The sequence below is a fragment of the Magnetovibrio sp. genome, from assembly GCF_036568125.1.
GTDB lineage: Bacteria > Pseudomonadota > Alphaproteobacteria > Rhodospirillales > Magnetovibrionaceae > Magnetovibrio.
The window spans coordinates 151,870-170,695 of sequence record NZ_DATCTF010000019.1; the positions used below are offsets into that span (position 1 = coordinate 151,870).

Sequence of the window (18,826 nt, forward strand, 5' to 3'; positions counted from 1 at the left end):
AGCTTTCAGGCCTTAGACCGCCAACGCCACACCACCGCGGCGCGGGTCGCCGCCGCCGCATATCGCCTTCTTAGCGCTATCGTATTCAACGGCATGGACGCCGCCGAAAAACAGGTTCTGCGCCTCCCACAATTTGCATTGTGCGTAGGCATCTCTCAGTTGCTCACCTACGCCTTCGCCAAACCCCGCCTCGACGTTCAGCACGTCGCGTTCGAAATGGATGCGCGGCAGTTCCACGGCATCTTGCACATGCACGCCGAATTCCAAGATGGCCAAGATCACCTGCAAGATCGCGGTGCGGATACGGTTCGATCCGCCCGAGCCCAGCGCCACCAACAAGCCGTCCGGATGCTGGATCAAGCTTGGCGCCATCATCGACGATAGGCGCTTGTCCTCTGGCCACTGGTGGAAGCCCTTGGGGTTGATGTCTTCCTCGCCCAGCATGTTGTTGAACACCACCCCGGTGTTCGGCGCGATATAGGCCGAGCCTTCGCCGTTGGAAAGGGTCATGGATGCGGCATTGCCGGCGCGGTCGATAACGCTGACATGGGTGGTGCCACGATGTGACGCAGGCTGCCCCAGAACCTCGGCGCGATAGCGCGCCAGGAAGTCGGGGTCGAGCAACATTTCCGCGCCACTTTCGGGATGCAGGTTCAAGCCGCTTTCGACCCGCGCCTGATTGCTCAACGCCATCACCTGGGCCAAGCGATCCAAATGCGCGAACGATCCATAGCCCAATTTGCCCAGTCCGGTGCCTGCGATCAATTTGAGGGCGAAGGCGATCAGGATGCCGCCCACCGAGGGCGGCGGATTGGTCAGAATGCGCGCGCCTTCGAATTCCACCACCAGGGGGCTGCGCTTAATCACCTCGTAGCGCTCGAAATCGGCGCGTTGCAAATGGCCGCCCCGATCTTCGCAATCGCGCGCAACGCTGGCCGCGACCTCGCCGCGATAAAACAAATCGTCGCCTTCGTGGGCCAAGGCTTCCAAGAAATCGGCCTTGGCCACCACCGCCATGTGTTCGCCCGCGCCGATCAGCCTGTCGGGATTTGCGGGACTGGCGTATTGGGCGCGGCACTCGGGCGTCGCCATGTAAATCGGTCCGACAACTTCGAAAATATAGGCTTGTAGCGGCGACAGCTTGAAGCCGCGCCGTGCCAATTCGATGGCGGGTTGGATGATGTCCTTGATCGGCATGCGGCCTAAATCGCGATGGATCTCGAACGCGCCGCGCACCGCGCCGGGCGTGGCGATGGATCCCATGCCGATGTGAAATTCCTGGGTGGTCGCGCCGAAATCGGCCACCACCGGGTGAAAATCGACTTCGGTGCTTTTGCGCCTGGGGGTGTGAGCGAAAAAATCGTAAAGCAGCGGCTTGCCGGTTTCGGGCGCGGCCAGCAAAAAGCCCCCGCCGCCAAGGCTCGACAACACCGGTTCGGCCACACTCGATGCAAATAGCGCCGCCAGCGCGGCGTCGAAGGCGTTGCCGCCGGATTTCAAAATTTCCGCAGCGACCCGGGCGGTTTCCCCGTCTCCGGCCGCAACGGCGCCGTATTTTGCCAAACCGATCGTTCCCCCTCAGGTGTTGATGTGCGCCGGAGCCTATCCATTGACGTGCGGGCGGGCAATACTCATGTCTATAACCGATCCCCCGGCTCAATCCTATTTCGGACATAATTTATTGGTTAAACTAGCCCCCATGATGCAAAAAATGCTGCCCATCGCCATCGCGACCCTGCTGCTGAGCGGCTGCGTCGCCCATGCCACCCCCGTCCCCCCCGCAGATAAGACTGCTGACCAGGAACGCCGCGGCACTTCATGCGTGGCGGCTGGAACATGGTTCGATCCCGCCGCGCAAAAGACACTGTCGGCAGACCACGTGATCGAACGCTTGCGCGACAAAGACGTCGTGCTGTTGGGTGAAACCCATGTCATCGCCGACCACCACCGTTGGCAACTTCAAACCATCGCCCAACTGTATGCCCAGCGTCCCGACATGATCTTGGGCTTCGAGGCTTTTCCCCGCCGGGTGCAAAGCGCGCTGGATCGCTGGGTTGCCGGCGAGCTCAGCGAAAAACAGTTCCTCAAGGAAAGCGACTGGGAAACGGTGTGGAAATTCGATGCCGCGCAATATATGCCGTTGTTTCATTTCGCACGCTTGAACCGCGTGCCGATGGTGGCGTTGAACGTGGACCGTTCCTTGATCCGCGAAATTTCCGCCAAGGGCTGGAAAAACGTGCCCCAAGAACACAAACGCGGCGTCGGCGACCCGGTGCCCGCCACGCCCGGTTATTTGGCAATGCTGAGCAGCGTCTACGGTCGTCACGACAACGACAATGGCAAGGAAAACGGTGCGCCCAAAGGCCCCGGCTTGGAAGACCCGATGTTTTCCAACTTCGTCGACGTGCAGCTGACCTGGGACCGCGCCATGGCCGAAGCCGCCGACACGGCGCTCAAAGACGCCCAAGCCGAAGGCCGCGACCCGCGCATGGTCGCCATCATCGGACGCGGCCACATGGATCATTTTTACGGCGTGCCGGAGCAGCTCAAGGCCTTGGGCCGCCAAGATGTCGCGGTGCTCACCCCGTGGGATCAACTGCGCAAATGCGACGAACTGCGCGCACCAGACGGCACCCCTGCCGCAGACGTAGTGTTCGGCATCGAACACACGGCGGATATGATGGAACCCGAAAAGCCTAAGCTGGGCGTACTGATCGAAGGCACCGACCAAGGCGTTCGCATCGACAAAGTGGTTTCAGGCTCGATCGGCGAAGCGGCGGGCCTGCAAAAGGACGATCTCATCGTATCGGCTGCGGGCGTCAAGGTGAGCAAAAGCGGCGATCTGGTCGCGATCATCAAATCCATGAACCCCGGCACCTGGTTACCGATGAACATCCGCCGCGGTCAAGATAGCCTTGAGATCATCGCCCGTTTTCCCCGTATCACCCCCGCCCCCCGTCACGGTGATCAATGATGCGGCTTGGCGGTCTGCTGACGTTCGCTTTTGCTGTCCTCACCTTCGTCGCACCGACGTTTGCGGCCCAGGATGTTATCCATCACACCGCCACGGTGAAGATCGACCCGCAGCGCGCACACCTTGAAATCGAAGACACCATATCCCTCCTAGAGGGGGGCGACGTCACCTTTACGCTATCGCCCGCGTTCCACGTCGACGACATCATCGTCAACGGCCAAAGCGTGCCCGTTCACCGCGACGACGACGAACTGAGCTTCAGCTTAACCGGCTCCGGTCCTTTTGAGGTCCGCCTCAACTACCAAGGCCGGGGGGCGCCTCTGCTCGCGCCCGAAGGCGGTTTTGTCGAGGCCACGTGGCTGGCCCAACCCACAGGCGCGCTGGCGACCTGGACCATCGAAGGGCAAACGCCGCCGAATCAAAAATTCATCGTGCCGGGACGACTGCTGTCGGAAACGCATACGGCTGAGGCCTACACCGCCCAGTTCGAAAATCTAGTGCCCAGCACCCTGCCGGTGCTAATCACCGGGCCGTTCGAGATCGCGCAAAAGATGCTCGGCGATATCCGCCTGCGCACGTACTTCCACGCCGAATTGGCGTCGCTGGCCGACGGCTATCTTGAGGACACGGCGCGCTACATCACCCATTACGTCGAAAAAATCGGCCCCTATCCGTATCCCGGCTTTTCCATCGTCTCCGGCCCTGCACCGGTGGGCTGGGGTTTGCCCGGCATGACTTATATGGGACGGCGGGTGCTGGCTTTGCCGTTCATCCGCGACACCTCGTTGCCGCACGAAATATTGCACAACTGGTGGGGCAATGCGGTGGAGGTCGATTACGCCACCGGCAATTGGGCAGAAGGCCTCACCACCTATCAGGCCGATCATGCCATCGCCGAACTGCGCAAACCCGGCGGCGGCCAGGAAAAGCGCCTGGAGTGGCTGCGCAATTACGCCGCCTTGCCGCCGGAACGCGACCACCCGCTGAGCGCGTTCCGTTCCAAGACTCACGACGCGTCCCAAGTGGTCGGTTACGGCAAGACCGCGTTCGTATTCCATATGCTCAAAATCCAATTGGGCGCAGACACCTTCGACAAAGCCATCCGTCGTTTCGCCCACGACAATGTCTGGAAAACAGCCGGTTGGCCTGACATCCAAGCGGCGTTCGAAGCCGAAAGCGGCCAAGACCTCGCGGCGTTTTTTAAAACCTGGGTCTCGCGCCCCGGTGCGCCGGCCGTGACGCTCACAAACGCCACGGCCGACGGCAACACGGTACACTTCACCCTCAACCAGACCCAAGATGGCCCGTCTTTTGCCCTGACCTTACCCATCAACCTTGAAACGCAGCGCGGCCCTGAGCGTCACGACGTGACCCTCAACACCCCAACCCAGAGCTATACGCTTGCCGCCCACGCCCCGGTGAAAGCCTTGCGCGTGGATCCCGAAAGCGATGTATTCCGGCGCTTGAGCCCCAGTGAAACACCGCCAATTGTGCGCGATGTGACACTTAACCCAGCGACCGATCTGATGGCGTTCGGCAGTCCTGAGATGCGTGACGCCGCTTACGCTTTGGGGCGTCAATTGCTCCAGTCCCCCGCACATATGTCGCCATCGGCCACAACGTCGATCATCGTTGGCGCGCAACCGGCGGTTCGCCAATACCTCGCGTCAAACGGCTTGCCGCCCGCACCCGACCCCATCAAGGATCGGGGCGATGCCCGCGCCTGGACCGCGCGCACGGCCGACGGACGCACCATCTTGGTCATCGAGGCCGAAGACGTCGCGAGCCTGAACGGACTGGCGCGGGTTTTGCCGCACTATAAAAGGCGCAGCTATGTGGTGATGGAAAACGCCCAAACCATCGACAAGGGCACATGGTCCGTGGACACTTCAGCACCCCCCACACCGGGACGATTGACAGTCCGCTTCGACTGACCCACCCTCGCGTGATGGACGCGACACAACCCGAACTCAAACGCGCGCTGGGTCTGCTCAGCCTGACGCTTTACGGCCTCGGCACCATCATCGGCGCGGGCATTTACGTCTTGGTCGGCGCGGTGGCGGACCGTTCCGGCATGAGCGCACCGCTTGCGTTTTTGTTGGCGGGCGTGCTGGCCGCGTTCACGGGGTTGAGCTATGCCGAACTGGGCCAGCGCCTGCCCGAAGCCGCCGGGGCGGCAGCCTATGCCCGCGAAGGCTTCAAAAGCCACTGGATGGGACGGATCGCCGGTTTTCTGACCTTGGCAGTGGCCATGGTCGCCGCCGCCAGCGTGGCGCGCGGCGGTGCGGGCTATCTGTTGACCATGATCGACATCCCCCTGCCCATTGCCAGCGGCGGCGTCATCGTGCTGTTCACCGTGCTGGCGTGCTGGGGCGTCAAGGAAAGCGTCTATGCCGCCGGGGCCATGACGGTGATCGAAGTGGGGGGATTGTTGGCGGTGATCGTCATCGGCGGCCCGGCGCTTGCCGATTTGGGTGTGCGCCTGCCCGACATTTGGCCCGCCGACCTAAACGGCTGGGGCGGGGTCATGGGCGGGGCATTTTTGGCCTTCTTCGCTTTCGCCGGGTTTGAAAACATCGTCAACATGGCCGAAGAAACCCAGGATGTCGGCCGCACTCTGCCGCGCGCCGTGGTGCTGTCAATCATCATTTCGGCGGTGCTCTATATGCTGGTGATCTTGATCGCGGTGCTCAGCGTCGCGCCCGACCTTCTCGCCCAATCCGACGCGCCGTTGTGTCTGGTGGTCGATTGCGAAAAATCCACCATGGCGTTTTTCGCACCCGTGGCGCTGATCGCGACGCTCAACGGGGTGCTGATCGAAATCGTCCTGATGGCGCGGGTCGCCTATGGCATGGCCCGGCGCGGGTGGCTACCGAAGCTTTTGTCCGACGTGCATGCCGGACGGCGCACACCACTTAAGGCGACCTTGGCGGTCGGGGCGATCGTCTTTGCGCTGACATCCTTCGTCGAGTTCCAAGTGCTCGCCAAGGCCACCAGCGCGATGTTGCTGTTGGTATTTTTGGTGGTGAATTTAGCGCTGATCCGCCTCAAACAGGTCGATCCGGCGCCACATCTGGCCTTCCGCGTACCCAACTGGGCCCCAGTGGCGGGTGCATTCAGCTCAATTTTATTGTTAGGAGCGGAAGTGTTGGCTTAGGCCGCCAAAAGCAGCCCCATCAGGCCGACCACGGCGCCTGCGCCAATGCCAACCGCGTACAGCCCCAAGGTCACGGCGTCTTGGAATTTGGTCGGTGATTTCAAATCTGCGGTGGCGGTATTGATGTTCATGGGCTGTATCCTTAATCAAACTCACGTCATGACGCGCCTTTGGAAGACGGGTCACCATGCGTCATCTCAATTCATAGCCTTCGCGTGGTTAACGTTCGGTTACTGGGACGTTTACTGGGACGATTTCTGGGCCGCTCTTGCTCATATGAGCGTTTTCGGCTACTAAGCGAACGGTCGGTTCGGTGAAATCGGATCAAATGCGATTGCCGGACCTTTAACACGTGATTAAAAGCACCTGAGTTTCATGAGCGATATTACCGACAAGGCCCTGCTGCCCGCAGGCATGCAGGACGGCCTGCCGCCCGAAGCCGCCCGCGAAGCCACCGCTGCGGCGCGCTTGGTGTCCCATTTCGACGCCTGGGGATACGGCCTTGTGAAACCGCCGCTGATGGAATTCGAAGAAAATTTGCTTTACGGCCCCGGCTTGGCCATGGCCGAGCAAACGTTCCGCGTTCAAGACCCGATCAGCCAGCGCATGCTGGCGCTGCGCCCCGACATGACGCTGCAAGTGGCGCGCATCGCGGGTTCGCGGTTGAGCCATTCCCCGCGCCCGCTGCGCCTGGCGTATTCAGGCCAAGTTGTCCGCGTCAAAGGTTCGCAACTGCGTCCCGAACGCCAATTCGGCCAAGTCGGCGCGGAACTGATCGGCGCGTCCGGTCCCGCCGCCGACGTCGAGGTGGTGTTGATGGCGGTCGAAGCGCTGGAATCTATTGGCACCCAAAACCTCAGCGTCGACCTCGGCCTGCCCACCTTGGCTGCTTTGGTGGTTCAAGATTGTGTTTTTACCAACGATCAAGCCAATGACCTGCGCACCGCACTAAACCGCAAGGACAGCGCCGGCGTTGCCGCACTGGGCGAGGTGATGGGCGAACGCCCCACGGCGGCGCTGCTGGCCATGTTGAACGCAGTCGGCCCGGCCGGTGTGGCGCTGAAAAAGCTCAACGCCATCGACCTCGACAGCGACGCGGCTGCATTGCGCGCGCACTTGGCCGCCGTCATCAGTGGCATCCTCAGCGCCAACCCGCGCATTCAGTTGACCATCGATCCGGTGGAAAACCGGGGGTTCGAGTATCACAGCGGCGTGACCTTCGCGCTGTTCGCACGCGCCGTCAAAGGCGAACTGGGACGCGGCGGACGTTATGAAGCCGGCGGCGTTGGCGAATTGGAAAACGCCACAGGCTTTACCTTGTTCATGGACACCGTGCTGGAAGTTCTGCCAAAATCCGAAGGTCGAACCCGCGTTTTTCTGCCCATGGGCACGCCTGCGGATACCGCGCGTAAGCTGCGTGCCGAGGGCTGGTGCACCATCGCCGCGCTGGACGCATCGTGCACCACATCAAGCGATGTCGAGGCCGAAGCCCGACGTCTCAACTGTACGCACCTGTTGGAAAATGGCACGGTGCGTGAACTAAACTGATATACAGGGAATGAGGGACACAACATGGCCAACGTAGTGGTCGTCGGCTCGCAATGGGGCGATGAAGGCAAAGGCAAGATTGTCGATTGGTTGTCTGAACGCGCCAACGTGGTGGTGCGTTTTCAGGGTGGCCACAACGCGGGACACACGCTGGTCATCGACGGCGTCACGTACAAGCTGCACATCCTGCCGTCGGGCATCGTGCGCAAAGGCACCCTGTCCGTGATCGGTAACGGCGTGGTCCTCGATCCCTGGAACCTCTTGCATGAAATCGACAATTTGCGCGAGCAAGGGGTCGAAATCAGCCCGGAAAATCTCAAGGTCGCGGAAAACGCGCCGCTGATTTTGCCACTACACGCCAACCTCGACCAGGCTCGCGAAGCGGCTTTGGGCAAGGCCAAGCTCGGTACCACCGGTCGCGGCATCGGCCCGGCTTATGAAGACAAGGTCGCCCGCCGCGCAATCCGCGCCGGGGATCTGGCCGACGCTGAACTGATCGCCGCTAAGGTCGAAAAAATGCTGTTTCACCACAACGCCCTGCTGCGCGGCCTCGGTCAACCGGAATTGAACGGCGCGGAGATCGTATCGTCGTTGATGGAGCTGGCGCCGAAAATTCTGCCGTTCGTCGCCACCACCTGGAAGGTTCTCGACGAAGCCAAGAAATCGGGCAAGCGGATCTTGTTCGAAGGCGCGCAAGGCACGTTGTTGGATATCGACCACGGCACATATCCGTTTGTGACATCCTCGAACGTCGTCGCCAGCCAAGCCGCGGCCGGTTCCGGCATGGGGGCGAATGCCATCGATTACGTTCTGGGCATCACCAAGGCCTACACCACGCGCGTCGGCGCAGGCCCGTTCCCGACCGAACTGTTCGACGAGGTCGGCGCCGGGCTCGGCAAGCGCGGCCATGAATTCGGCACCACCACCGGACGTCCGCGCCGCTGCGGCTATTTCGACGCGGTGCTGGTGCGCCAAGCCGTAAAAGTCAACGGCATCAGTGGCATCGCCCTGACCAAGCTGGACGTTCTTGACGGCATGGATGAGTTGAAAGTATGCGTCGGCTATAAGCTTGATGGCAAACAACTCGACTACCTGCCCGCATCGACCAAGGACCAAGAAAACGTCGAGCCTATCTATGAAACCATGGAAGGCTGGGCGGAAAGCACCTTCGGCGCGCGCTCGTGGGCCGATTTGCCGGCTACCGCAGTCAAATACGTACGGCGCATCGAAGAACTGATCGAAGCGCCGGTGGCCCTGTTGTCCACCAGCCCCGAACGCGACGACACCATCTTGGTACGCGATCCGTTCGCCGACTGATTGGTTCTTCCCTGCCCATCGCAGCCTCACAACTCCGCGCGTTAACCAGACGTGCGGGGTTTAGCGCCAAATCTCATTGTTTTTTATGGGTTTTGCGAGTAATCTGAGCTCTCAAATGACACGCTCGTAGAATTCGAGCTGGAGAGCGAACATGGCGAACGCCCTGGACCAAGCCGTAGAAACGGCTGCGGCTCAAAAGGACGTGCCCCTGCCCCAAGAAGGTGAGGGGAGTGTTTCTGTGTCCGACAACCAACGAGATACCCCGCCCGACACGCCCTCCAATCCTCCAAACGGCACCCAGGCCGGCACCACGGCCTCAGCCCCCCCCGCATCGAACGGGGCTAAGGGCACAAACGGTGCTGAAAGCCCCCCAGCACCAGAAGGCAAAACGGAAAGCAAAGCGCCGGCCTCCAAGCCCAAAGGCAAATCCACAGGCATACCAGAGGCCGACCGCAACGCCCCGCAACCAGCGCTTGATCCGGCACAGTTCCCTCCCGTTGAGCTGAACGGGCGCTATCTCATCTACCCGTCCATGGCGTTGCCCGACTTGAATTCTCCGCAGGCGATGGCCTATGCGGTCGAGGATCGTCGTGAATCGGGCCGCCAATTGTTTGCCTTGATCTGTAAACCGGGTTTGCCGGTGCGCACCAGCCTGATGCGTGAACTCAAAGCCCAAAACATCAATGGCATGATCCCGATGGCCGATTTCGGCCCCGTGTTTTGGGGGCCCATCGATCAAACCGCCGTGGCCATCGTCTTCGAGCGCCCTTTAGGCGGACGTTTTCTCGATACCTTCGGCGATCGCCCGCCAAGGGTCAGCGAATACGAACTCGCCAAACTGCTCATTGAACCCGTGGCGCATGCGATATCTGAACTGCAGGCGATTGATTTCGCCCATCGTGCCATTCGTCTCGACCATCTGTTTTTCATGGACAAGGAACGACGCGAACTGGTCGTCGGCGAATGCTTAAGCTCGCCACCCGGTTTCGACCAACCCATCATCTACGAACCCCTCAACCGCGCCTATGCGATGCCGTCGGGTCGGGGGTACGGCATGTCTTATGACGACATGTACGCCCTCGGCATCATGACTGTGTTCGCGTTGCTCGGCGTCAATCCGGTTGCACGACTAAGCGACGAAGAAATGTTGGCCGCGAAAGCCGAATTCGGTTCGTATCAATGTATGTGCGGCAATGAACGCATCCCGATGACGTTGATCGAACCGCTGCGCGGACTGCTGTCCGACGAAGAGTTCGAGCGCTGGAACATGGAAGCGCTGGACCATTGGCTCAACGGCCAAAAGAAAACCCCTATTCAACGGCGCCCCGCGACCAAGCCCAAAACCCCCTTCAAGTTTGGCGGACGCGATCACATGACGACCCGCTCCATCGCCCACGCCTTTTCCAAGAATGTGCCCGAAGCGGTGAAAATCATCAAAAACGGCAAGCTTGACCAATGGGTGTCGTCGAGCCTGGGCGAAACTGCGCTTGCAGATTCGATTGTCGGCGTCATTGCCAACTGTAAGGTCAACGAAGGCTCACCCGACGGCGCGGACGATGTCTTGGTTTCTAAGGTGTGCATCCGCTTAGACCCACACGCCCCCATCCGTTACAAGAATTTTTCCTTTTTAACAGATGGTTTTGGCGCGGCGTTGGCGGTCGAATACCTGCGCAAGGGCAATTTTCAAATTCCCGGTGAAATTCTCGCGCGCGACTTGATCAGTTTTTGGGTAGCCGCCCAGTCCGCCCGTACCCCTGACATCACATCCCAGGAACGCACGTTTCAAACCCTGCGCGGCTTCGCGAAAATCAACGAAATGGGTTATGGCATGGAACGCTGTCTCTACGAGCTCAACCGTTCCTTACCCTGCCAAAGCGATCTCTTACGCACGACGTATGTCGATCACATCGACGATTTCATCACCGCGCTCGATCAAGTGGCGGATCATGTCGATACCCGATCACGCCCAATGGACAAGCACATCGCCGCATTTATCGCCACCCACTTCAAGTACGACATCGCGCCCCACCTCAAGGCGCTCAGCGACAAAAAGGAAGAAACGTCGCTGATCGGATTGCTGAGCCTATATGCTCTGATGCAGTGGCGCATGAAAATCCCGACGTTGTATGGATTGTCGAGCTGGCTGGGCGGTTTGCTCGCACCGGCGATTGGCACCTATCACAGCCGCACCACCCGGCGGCGTATCGAACAAGAAATTCCTGCCTTGGTCCGCCAGGGCAGTTTGCCGGAACTGTTCGATCTGATCGACAATGCCGAGCGGCGTCACGTGGACACAACCGAATTCGACGAAGCCCAAGTCGCATTCGCCCATGCCGAGGCCGAAATCGAAAGCATCGTTGGCGAGGGCGTTGACCAGAACAAAGCCGCCCTTCAAGTCGGCGAACGTGTAACCGCCACAATCTCGATCATCTTGTCGATGATCGCGACCGCCGTGATCATTTTTGTGCAAACCATGTGAGGGATAACCACCATGGCCATGCCAAAACAACCAACAGAAAATCAGGAAGAACGCCGTAAAAGAGGTCGTTCGAACCTCACCTGGTTCTTGCTGATTCTGACATTTCTCGGCGTGCTCGCAGGGCCGACAATGGTTGTCCTTTGTCTGGGGATGTTACCGACCCTGGTAGCGTTGCTCACCGATCGTTCGAAACAGAAGAGCAACTCGCTGTGCGTTGGCTCGATCAATTTCATCGGCGTGTTTCCCTACATCATGGGCTTGTGGTCGGGAATCAACGACTTCAACGCTTCACTGGTGATCATCAGCGATTTTTTCAACCTATTGGTCATGTATTCTGCCGCTGCGTTCGGCTGGTTTCTGTTTCTCACCATGCCATCGATCATCAGCTCTTTCGTATTGGTCTTACAGCAGCGCAAGGTCGCGCAGCTGCGTGGCGAGCAAAAGGACTTGATCGATGAGTGGGGCGCCGAAGTCGCCGCCATCGTCGAAGTGCAAAAGATGGAAAAAAAGGAACACCACATGGAACACGGCATGGAAATGTAAACCCAGCCTTGTCCCTTCCCCCGGTTCGGTCCAAATAAAACAAGCCGCCGTAGAGATCCTCTACGGCGGCTTGCTCGGTCAGTGGTCTTGATGACGCAATATGAGAGGGAGGACCACCTTCCGGTATCTGAGCCCAACGTGCAGTCGTTTGCGTTTATGCCATTATGTTTTGTTGGATCATGGCGTTCTTGACGGACTTTTGCAGTTTTTCAAACGCCCGAACTTCGATCTGGCGCACGCGCTCACGAGAAATGCCAAACGACTTGGAGAGATTTTCCAGCGTGGCCGGCGTGTCCTTTAAGCGACGTTCGGTGAGAATCGTTCGCTCGCGTTCCGACAATCCCTTCATCGCGCCTTTCAGCAAACTGCGGCGGCGAATGAGTTCTTGGAACTCGGCCAGCTGATCTTCTTGGCTGTCGCGATCGTCTTCCAACCAATCTTGCCACTGCTCTTCGCCGTCCATGCGCACGGTGGCGTTGAGCGAGCTGTCAGGCCCACCCAAACGGCGGTTCATGTTGATCACTTCGGTTTCCGAAACGCCCAGGCGTTCGGAAATCTTGGTCACGTGCTCGGGGCTGAGGTCGCCATCTTCGTAAGCCTGCATCTGGCCTTTGAGGCGACGCAAGTTGAAAAACAGTTTTTTCTGGGCCGCGGTGGTGCCCATCTTGACCAACGACCACGAGTGCAAGATGTATTCCTGAATGGCGGCGCGAATCCACCACATCGCATAAGTGGCGAGGCGGAAGCCGCGATCGGGGTCGAAGCGTTGAACCGCCTGCATCATGCCGACGTTGCCTTCCGAGATCAGCTCGGCGAGCGGCAAACCGTAACCGCGATACCCCATGGCGATTTTTGCCACCAGACGCAAATGGCTGGTGACCATCTGATGCGCGGCATCTTCGTCACCATGTTTTGCCCAAGCGATCGACAGCTGCTGCTCCTGCTCGAGGGTCAGCATCGGAAACTTGCGGATTTCTTGCAAATATCGCGTGAGATTTTGTTCCGGCGAAATTTCAAGTTTCGGCAAAGTATTGGCTTTATCGCTCGTCGCACTCATCGCATCAATCTCCCTAATCTCTATCGCCTGAGGTCTTGCTGCTTTGGGCTCATAATATACAACCCAGCGGTGGCCGCCTCATCAATACCATAGTAGAATACTCGGGATTGAATGCATGTCAAACTTTTTCTAATTCACACATTATCTCTTTGATAAATAATGGTATTTTCTTTTTGTTCAGTACGCGAAGCCCCGTTCTGGGATGGGTAAAACCAAGTTCAAAGGCATACAATGCCTGATGATCGAGCGCATCGACGCGCGCGCGTGCGGCATCATTCAACAAACTGCGCCTTGATCGCCCTCCACCACCATACAAGGGGTCGCCGATCAAAGGGTGGCCGATGGAGGTCAAGTGCACACGAATCTGGTGTGTACGCCCGGTCGCCAAGCGACATTCCACCAGTGAAGCCACCGTTCCGAAGGCCTTGAGCACTTTGTAACGCGTCAATGCGTATTTCCCGCCCCGTTCCACCACGGCCATCTTCTTGCGGTTTTGCGGTGAACGGCCGATGTGGCCTTCGATTTCACCGGCAAGCGGCTTGGGCACCCCCCACACCAACGCGTAATAAGCCCGATCCAAGGAATGGTCGGCGAATTGTTCGCTGAGGCTGGTGTGGGCGGCATCGTTCTTCGCCGCGACCATCAACCCGCCCGTGCCCTTGTCCAAACGATGCACGATGCCCGGCCGGGCCACCCCGCCAATGCCCGACAGGCTGCCCTTGCAATGCGCCAGCAAGGCGTTGACCAAGGTACCGTCGGCATTGCCTGCGGCGGGATGAACCACCAGCCCCGGCGGCTTGTCGATCACGATGACGTCGTCGTCTTCGTACACCACGTCGAGCGGGATGTTCTGGGCTTCGGGCTCGGCCGCAACGGCGGGTGGCACGCAGATGATGTAGACGTCACCGACGCGGGCTTTTTTCTTCCCATCCATGACCGCCGCACCGTCCAGATCGCCGACGAAGACGTGGCCATCTTCCATCAAACCCTTGAGGCGCGCGCGCGAAAGTCCCTCGACCTCCTCGCTCAGCAGCTTGTCCAAACGCATCCCGGCCTTGTTTTCATGTACGTGAACGGTGTATGTCGTCTCGCAGGTGATTTTTTTCATAGTTGAGCAACGAAGCGGATTTGGATCATGGCGGTGGCAAAGGCCCTGGTGATTGTGATGAGTTTTCTCATCGCGGTGTTGATGGGATTGATTATCTACGGATTCTATCAGAAATCTCAGAATCCGAATTATAAGATGTTCCGCGCCGACGATACGCCTGTTGTGCAAGCGGATGCAACGCCGCCTGCTCAGCCGGCGCCCCAGGCGAACGTCGGAACGAGTTTCGGCGAAGTCTCGCTTGATCTGCCCGCCACCGCGCGGGTGATTTCCGCGCAAGCCAACGCCAACCGTCTGGTTCTGGTCATCGCGCGTAACGGTGAAACCGCCGACCTGGTCGCCGTAGTGGACCTAAATTCCGGCAAAGTCCTGGGACGCGTCAAAACGGCCCCCTGAACCTCGACCTATAAGAGTGGGTGATGATCCATTTCAGCCCCAGCCAGCTCCAAGAGATCCGCGCCCATGCCGAGCGCGCCTATCCTTTCGAGTGCTGCGGTCTGCTGGTCGGCACCCGCGGCGGCGGCGATAGCGTCACCGTCACCCGTGTGGTGAGCAGCGACAACGTGCGCATCGATGCCGACGGCAGCGGTGGCCGCGACCGTTTCGAGATCGATCCGCAGGTGCGTTTCGATGTCATGCACGCGCTCAGAGGTACGGACGAAGACATCGTCGGCCATTACCATTCCCATCCCGATCATCCGGCCGAGCCCTCCGTCCACGATATCGCCATGGCGTTCGAACCGGATATGGTGTGGTTGATCGTCTCGGTGGTCCAAGGACAAAGCCGCGATGCCCGTGCCTGGAAACTCAACCGCGACAGCGACGCGGTGAACGACGTCACTCTGATCGTCGAACAGGGGTGATCGGCGAAAACAGTTGATCGTGCCCCCAAGGGGCCGTATATCTGCCACTTACTTGGCTGGGTCCCCTTCGTCTAGAGGCCTAGGACACCGCCCTCTCACGGCGGCAACAGGGGTTCGAATCCCCTAGGGGATGCCAAATATTTCAATGACTTACATGTCACACTCCAAAAATTTAGGTAACTTTTAGGTAATAAACCTGTGTGCACTCACGCGCACATGGTGAAACTTGAAATGTCTTGAGCGGCCCCAGGCGTACATAACTAAGAGTGCGCCGGATGAGCTGTTGATCCTGGCCAGATAGTCATCAGCACGCCTTTTCCGCAAAACAAACCCTTCGCCCATAAAAACTGTCCTAAGCCGACGGTTCCCTAAGGTAGAACGAACTTGATGGTCAATCGCAGGATCGAAAGAGTAGGTTAGGAAGGCTACCGGCAGCCCCATCTCTGCCATAGATGCCTCTTGAGACTACGCCAGTGGCACAAAGGCTACACACTCTATTCTGGCTAGAGTTATCCTCAAGAAAATTTAGGAGGCATGTCGTTGGTTTTTCAAAATATCCATTTTGTTCAACCCTTACCGAATTGGAAGCTGGGTGTTGAATACGAAAATATTCGAGGGCTTCGAAGTCGTGAGCTTGCGTGGCAATTTTTGCGGAGAAACCCAGCATACCGTTCTGACTACGAAGCCTGGAAAACCGTTTATGAAGAAGCCCCATTACAGGCAAAAGAGATTGAAATAAATTTATGCGAAAAATATGGAATAGCGACAAGGCCAGGCGACCTCCGGCCAAACCTTGGTCTTGCTAACCCTCATTTTTTTGTGCCTTCACCATTTTTCACGGTTGAAGATAAGCGAGTGACACCCGTTGTCCTAACGCGTTGGCCATCACCGGACAGGCCTCAGAAATATAATCGCGTGCCAGAAGTGCCAGAAGAACCATGCATTGATATCCGTATGTATGCTCACTCCCCCTTCTCTTACCAACAAAAGCAATTGAAAAAAATATTTGATAGCTTTGTCAATCTGGCTGAAGAAAGCCGGAGGCAAATTGATGATACTTACATTGAGTATTTACGTATTTTGGATGGGGTACATATCGGTGCAACGATTAAGGAGATAGCGAATCATTTAGGGCAAAAGACTGATTTCAAAGATAACCTTTACAATAGGTATAGTAAAAAGAAGAAGCGTGCCGTTCAGATTATGGAGTGTGATTACGTAAAGATTGCCAATAATTATACACGTAGGTGAAGTGGCATAAATTTACGTTTGGGAAAATAGCCGTACCCATGCCTATTTTCCGATGACGACAAACTCAGCTTGCCTAATTGTTGCTTTGTTCGATTTGTGTCAATGCAACGTTATTTTAGGTGAGAGATATGACGAATGGTCGAAACCAGGAACCAGTATATGCTTTTACAATTGATGAATTTTGCACCGCTCATGGCGGAATAAGCCGTACTCACTTTTATGAATTGAAGAGAACGGGGCGGGGGCCGACCGAGATGAAAGTTGGTGGGCGTCGATTGATATCCGTCGAGGCGGCAGCGGAATGGCGTCGTCGCATGGAGCACGTCGACGGGGAGGCCTGAGATGAGTGTTAAAAACTGTTCTGTCACGTTCAAAATGTCCCAGGCTGACCTTGAAAAACTCGATCAACGTCTGCGGAAATTAGGCTTTAGAACCAGAAGTCCCTACTTGCGACATCTTATTCAAGTCGCGAACCAGCAAGGTGAGGCGCAAGGGAAACTGATCAACCCGGTCATTATATCGGATTTCTGCCTTCAACTCCGCCGAATGAATTCAGCGCTTATGAAGGCGCTGACTTTGGGCTCAACATCTCAGGACCAAGGAACTGGTGAGGGGTTATCCACTGCTGTGCAGGATACACAAGTCCTGATGCGAAAAGTTTACAAGGCCATCAACGGCCCTAAGGTCTGACCTTATCGTTCCACCCCTGATCGGGTGTTTTGTTTCGGACGTATAATCGGGCGCGTCTTGACGGGGAAGGCGCGATCCTTTTTTGGCGTGGGTAAGGGCGTTTCATTTGGATATGTTAACCGCGATGTCTGTTTAACTGGCGTCATACCGTGTGTGCTTAGATCATATCTTGTCGGCTTTTGATATGTGATGGGAATACGCTGTGCTTGTGTCACAAGGTCAAAAATTCGCGCTGAGAGACGCAGGTTGTTCACTTCAGTCTCAATGCGCTTGGCAAAACGATTCAGTTCCCAAACGACGCGGTAACGGTCCTTATGGACTCGCCTGAGCCAAAAGCATTCAAAAATGCCATCATCAGAGTTTGTAGTCCCCCGTGCGCGATTTGGCGGCAACGTTTTTTGGTGATACAGGACCTTCCGCAAGCGATCGAGTGTCATCGTTTCAAACGCTTCGGCCCTGACGGGACCGAACCATTCCGGACGATGTCGGGCAACCCAGTTTGCCAGACGGGCACTCGAGCGTTTGCTGGAGGATGCGTTGGTTTGTCCAAAGTCGCTCGTGGCAAGACGGTGCCAGGAAACAAGAGCTCTATACGGATCAAGATACATTGGCCGAAATGTTTCCAACAAATCACGGTATTCATCGGGAACGTTTTTCGTTTTATTCGCAGCGCATTTCAAAACCAACTTACGTTTTAATAGGCCAAGTAGGTTTGGGGGTGGTGAAAGGGCCAGCCTTAAATATTTGGCGCACTGTTCGATCTTTCCATCCTGGAAGCATCTTAGAGCGCCTGCGCGCGCCTGCTGGAGCTGGTTTACACCCTCTGCCATCGGGGCGCCAATCGTTCGTGCGCAAATCTCCGAGACGGGTGCGTCTCGCCAATACAGGCGTGTGTTGGTCAACGGCACGGCCCCGGACATGATGTGGTCCCGCAACTTGGCGCGATCGACACGACGGGTTGCGTCGTAATCAAAACCGGCACGCTTCAAATGCTTTGCAAAGACCACGCGAAGCCCATGAAGGTAATCGCCATAAATGTCAGAATGGATGCGTCCACCCAAATCAGAGAGTGCCCTGACGATGACATGCGCGTGGGTGTGCTGCGTGTGCCCGCTATGAATACACCATAACGCTCTATGCCCATTAGCGGTAAATGCCTCGTCAATGGTTGCGTCAACGGCGGCCTGGAAACGTGAAAGTTCGCTCTCTTCTTCTAAGTCGTCTTCTATTGAGAGGATCAAGTGCCAAGTCTGGATGTATTGTCTTCGCCGAGGCTGTGGATGTTGGGGGGCATCTAAGTTTTCACCACTGTCGTTCAATTCCCATGTCTGCATCTCAGAGCACGCCGCGGTTGGTGTTATCGCATCACCGAATTCATTGAACAACGTAATGCCTTCGCGCTCGGCCTTGGTGTCTTGCGAACGTATTCTGGCGATGTATTTAAGTTGTGAGATGGCTTGGCTTTTGTGTTTGGTGCAAAATTTGACTGTAACGGCGGCCTCCCGACCTTGGGTATGCTCGTACCTCCAATTGAGTACGTTGCTGCGGCTGATGCGTTCTTGAACCCGCGGGCTGGAAGCCGTGCGTGTCTTGAACGTGTAGGAGGATTTGCCACTCTTTAGCCTTTGCGGAAACCGCTTATCCATGATGCGCATCACGAGCTGTTCGTCAGCATCTCTGAAGCGTCCTAGCTTAACGTGTTCCCAATCCTCTTGCGTATCGGTCACGGCAAGGCTCCATTCCTGAATATTGGAATGATAACGGTGTGGAATGGCCATGTCGGTAAGACGTTTTACCCTGATAGCGTTATTCTTAGGTTCTCGTGGTGCCAGCGATTCTGTG

16 protein-coding genes and 1 tRNA gene are annotated in these 18,826 nt (G+C 57.4%); 12 read left to right on the plus strand and 5 right to left on the minus strand.

Features of this window, described 5'->3' with window-relative positions:
* Nucleotides 1-12: 12 nt before the first annotated feature.
* Complete coding sequence (gene ggt / locus VIN96_RS15960; RefSeq protein ID WP_331897569.1) at nucleotides 13-1,563, minus strand: gamma-glutamyltransferase; 1,551 nt, start codon at nucleotides 1,561-1,563, stop codon at nucleotides 13-15.
* Between the two features lie 136 nt (nucleotides 1,564-1,699).
* Here ggt and VIN96_RS15965 point away from each other — a divergent pair, with 136 nt between their 5' ends.
* From VIN96_RS15965 to VIN96_RS15975, 3 genes are read left to right on the plus strand one after another with little or no spacing between them, the layout of a single operon-like run.
* On the plus strand, nucleotides 1,700-2,974 hold the full coding sequence (locus VIN96_RS15965; RefSeq protein WP_331897570.1) for a ChaN family lipoprotein: 1,275 nt from the start codon (nucleotides 1,700-1,702) through the stop codon (nucleotides 2,972-2,974).
* Nucleotides 2,971-4,908, plus strand: coding sequence for a M1 family metallopeptidase (locus VIN96_RS15970; protein ID WP_331897571.1), 1,938 nt, complete (start codon nucleotides 2,971-2,973; stop codon nucleotides 4,906-4,908). Before VIN96_RS15965 ends, VIN96_RS15970 begins: the two co-directional genes overlap by 4 nt.
* 14 nt (nucleotides 4,909-4,922) lie before the next feature.
* On the plus strand, nucleotides 4,923-6,131 hold the full coding sequence (locus tag VIN96_RS15975; RefSeq protein ID WP_331897572.1) for an APC family permease: 1,209 nt from the start codon (nucleotides 4,923-4,925) through the stop codon (nucleotides 6,129-6,131).
* Here the strand turns inward: VIN96_RS15975 and VIN96_RS15980 are convergent.
* Complete coding sequence (locus VIN96_RS15980; RefSeq protein ID WP_331897574.1) at nucleotides 6,128-6,262, minus strand: hypothetical protein; 135 nt, start codon at nucleotides 6,260-6,262, stop codon at nucleotides 6,128-6,130. The two genes, VIN96_RS15975 and VIN96_RS15980, sit on opposite strands and share 4 nt — an antisense overlap.
* Nucleotides 6,263-6,506: 244 nt before the next feature.
* On the opposite strand from VIN96_RS15980, the gene VIN96_RS15985 reads away from it, so the two are divergent.
* The 4 genes from VIN96_RS15985 (at nucleotide 6,507) to VIN96_RS16000 (ending at nucleotide 12,018) form a co-directional block, all read left to right on the plus strand.
* A complete protein-coding gene (locus VIN96_RS15985) occupies nucleotides 6,507-7,679 on the plus strand; it encodes an ATP phosphoribosyltransferase regulatory subunit (protein ID WP_331897576.1) in 1,173 nt (390 codons plus the stop codon).
* 24 nt (nucleotides 7,680-7,703) lie between these two features.
* Entirely contained in the window at nucleotides 7,704-8,996 is a 1,293-nt protein-coding gene (locus VIN96_RS15990; protein WP_331897578.1) for an adenylosuccinate synthase, read from the plus strand.
* A gap of 151 nt (nucleotides 8,997-9,147) precedes the next feature.
* Nucleotides 9,148-11,475, plus strand: coding sequence for a hypothetical protein (locus VIN96_RS15995; protein ID WP_331897580.1), 2,328 nt, complete (start codon nucleotides 9,148-9,150; stop codon nucleotides 11,473-11,475).
* Nucleotides 11,476-11,487: 12 nt separating this feature from the next.
* A complete protein-coding gene (locus tag VIN96_RS16000) occupies nucleotides 11,488-12,018 on the plus strand; it encodes a hypothetical protein (protein ID WP_331897582.1) in 531 nt (176 codons plus the stop codon).
* A 154-nt stretch (nucleotides 12,019-12,172) separates the two neighbouring features.
* Here VIN96_RS16000 and rpoH read toward each other — a convergent pair whose 3' ends face one another.
* Together rpoH and VIN96_RS16010 are read right to left on the minus strand one after the other, a co-directional pair.
* Entirely contained in the window at nucleotides 12,173-13,075 is a 903-nt protein-coding gene (rpoH, locus tag VIN96_RS16005) for an RNA polymerase sigma factor RpoH (protein WP_331897583.1), read from the minus strand.
* Between the two features lie 118 nt (nucleotides 13,076-13,193).
* Entirely contained in the window at nucleotides 13,194-14,183 is a 990-nt protein-coding gene (locus VIN96_RS16010) for an RluA family pseudouridine synthase (protein ID WP_331897584.1), read from the minus strand.
* 27 nt (nucleotides 14,184-14,210) lie between these two features.
* On the opposite strand from VIN96_RS16010, the gene VIN96_RS16015 reads away from it, so the two are divergent.
* From VIN96_RS16015 to VIN96_RS16035, 5 genes are all read left to right on the plus strand, one after another.
* Entirely contained in the window at nucleotides 14,211-14,576 is a 366-nt protein-coding gene (locus VIN96_RS16015; protein WP_331897585.1) for a hypothetical protein, read from the plus strand.
* A gap of 23 nt (nucleotides 14,577-14,599) precedes the next feature.
* Nucleotides 14,600-15,043 (plus strand): M67 family metallopeptidase, encoded by a 444-nt coding sequence (locus VIN96_RS16020; RefSeq protein WP_331897587.1) that lies wholly within the window; start codon nucleotides 14,600-14,602, stop codon nucleotides 15,041-15,043.
* Nucleotides 15,044-15,103: 60 nt separating this feature from the next.
* Nucleotides 15,104-15,179 (plus strand) — tRNA-Glu (locus tag VIN96_RS16025).
* Nucleotides 15,180-15,583: 404 nt separating this feature from the next.
* Nucleotides 15,584-16,294, plus strand: a complete 711-nt coding sequence (locus VIN96_RS16030; RefSeq protein ID WP_331897589.1) for a transcriptional regulator domain-containing protein — start codon at nucleotides 15,584-15,586, stop codon at nucleotides 16,292-16,294.
* A 342-nt stretch (nucleotides 16,295-16,636) separates the two neighbouring features.
* Entirely contained in the window at nucleotides 16,637-16,984 is a 348-nt protein-coding gene (locus VIN96_RS16035; protein WP_331897590.1) for a ribbon-helix-helix domain-containing protein, read from the plus strand.
* 2 nt (nucleotides 16,985-16,986) lie between these two features.
* Here the strand turns inward: VIN96_RS16035 and VIN96_RS16040 are convergent, their stop codons facing one another.
* A complete protein-coding gene (locus VIN96_RS16040) occupies nucleotides 16,987-18,762 on the minus strand; it encodes a hypothetical protein (protein ID WP_331897592.1) in 1,776 nt (591 codons plus the stop codon).
* Between the last annotated feature and the right edge of the window lie 64 nt (nucleotides 18,763-18,826).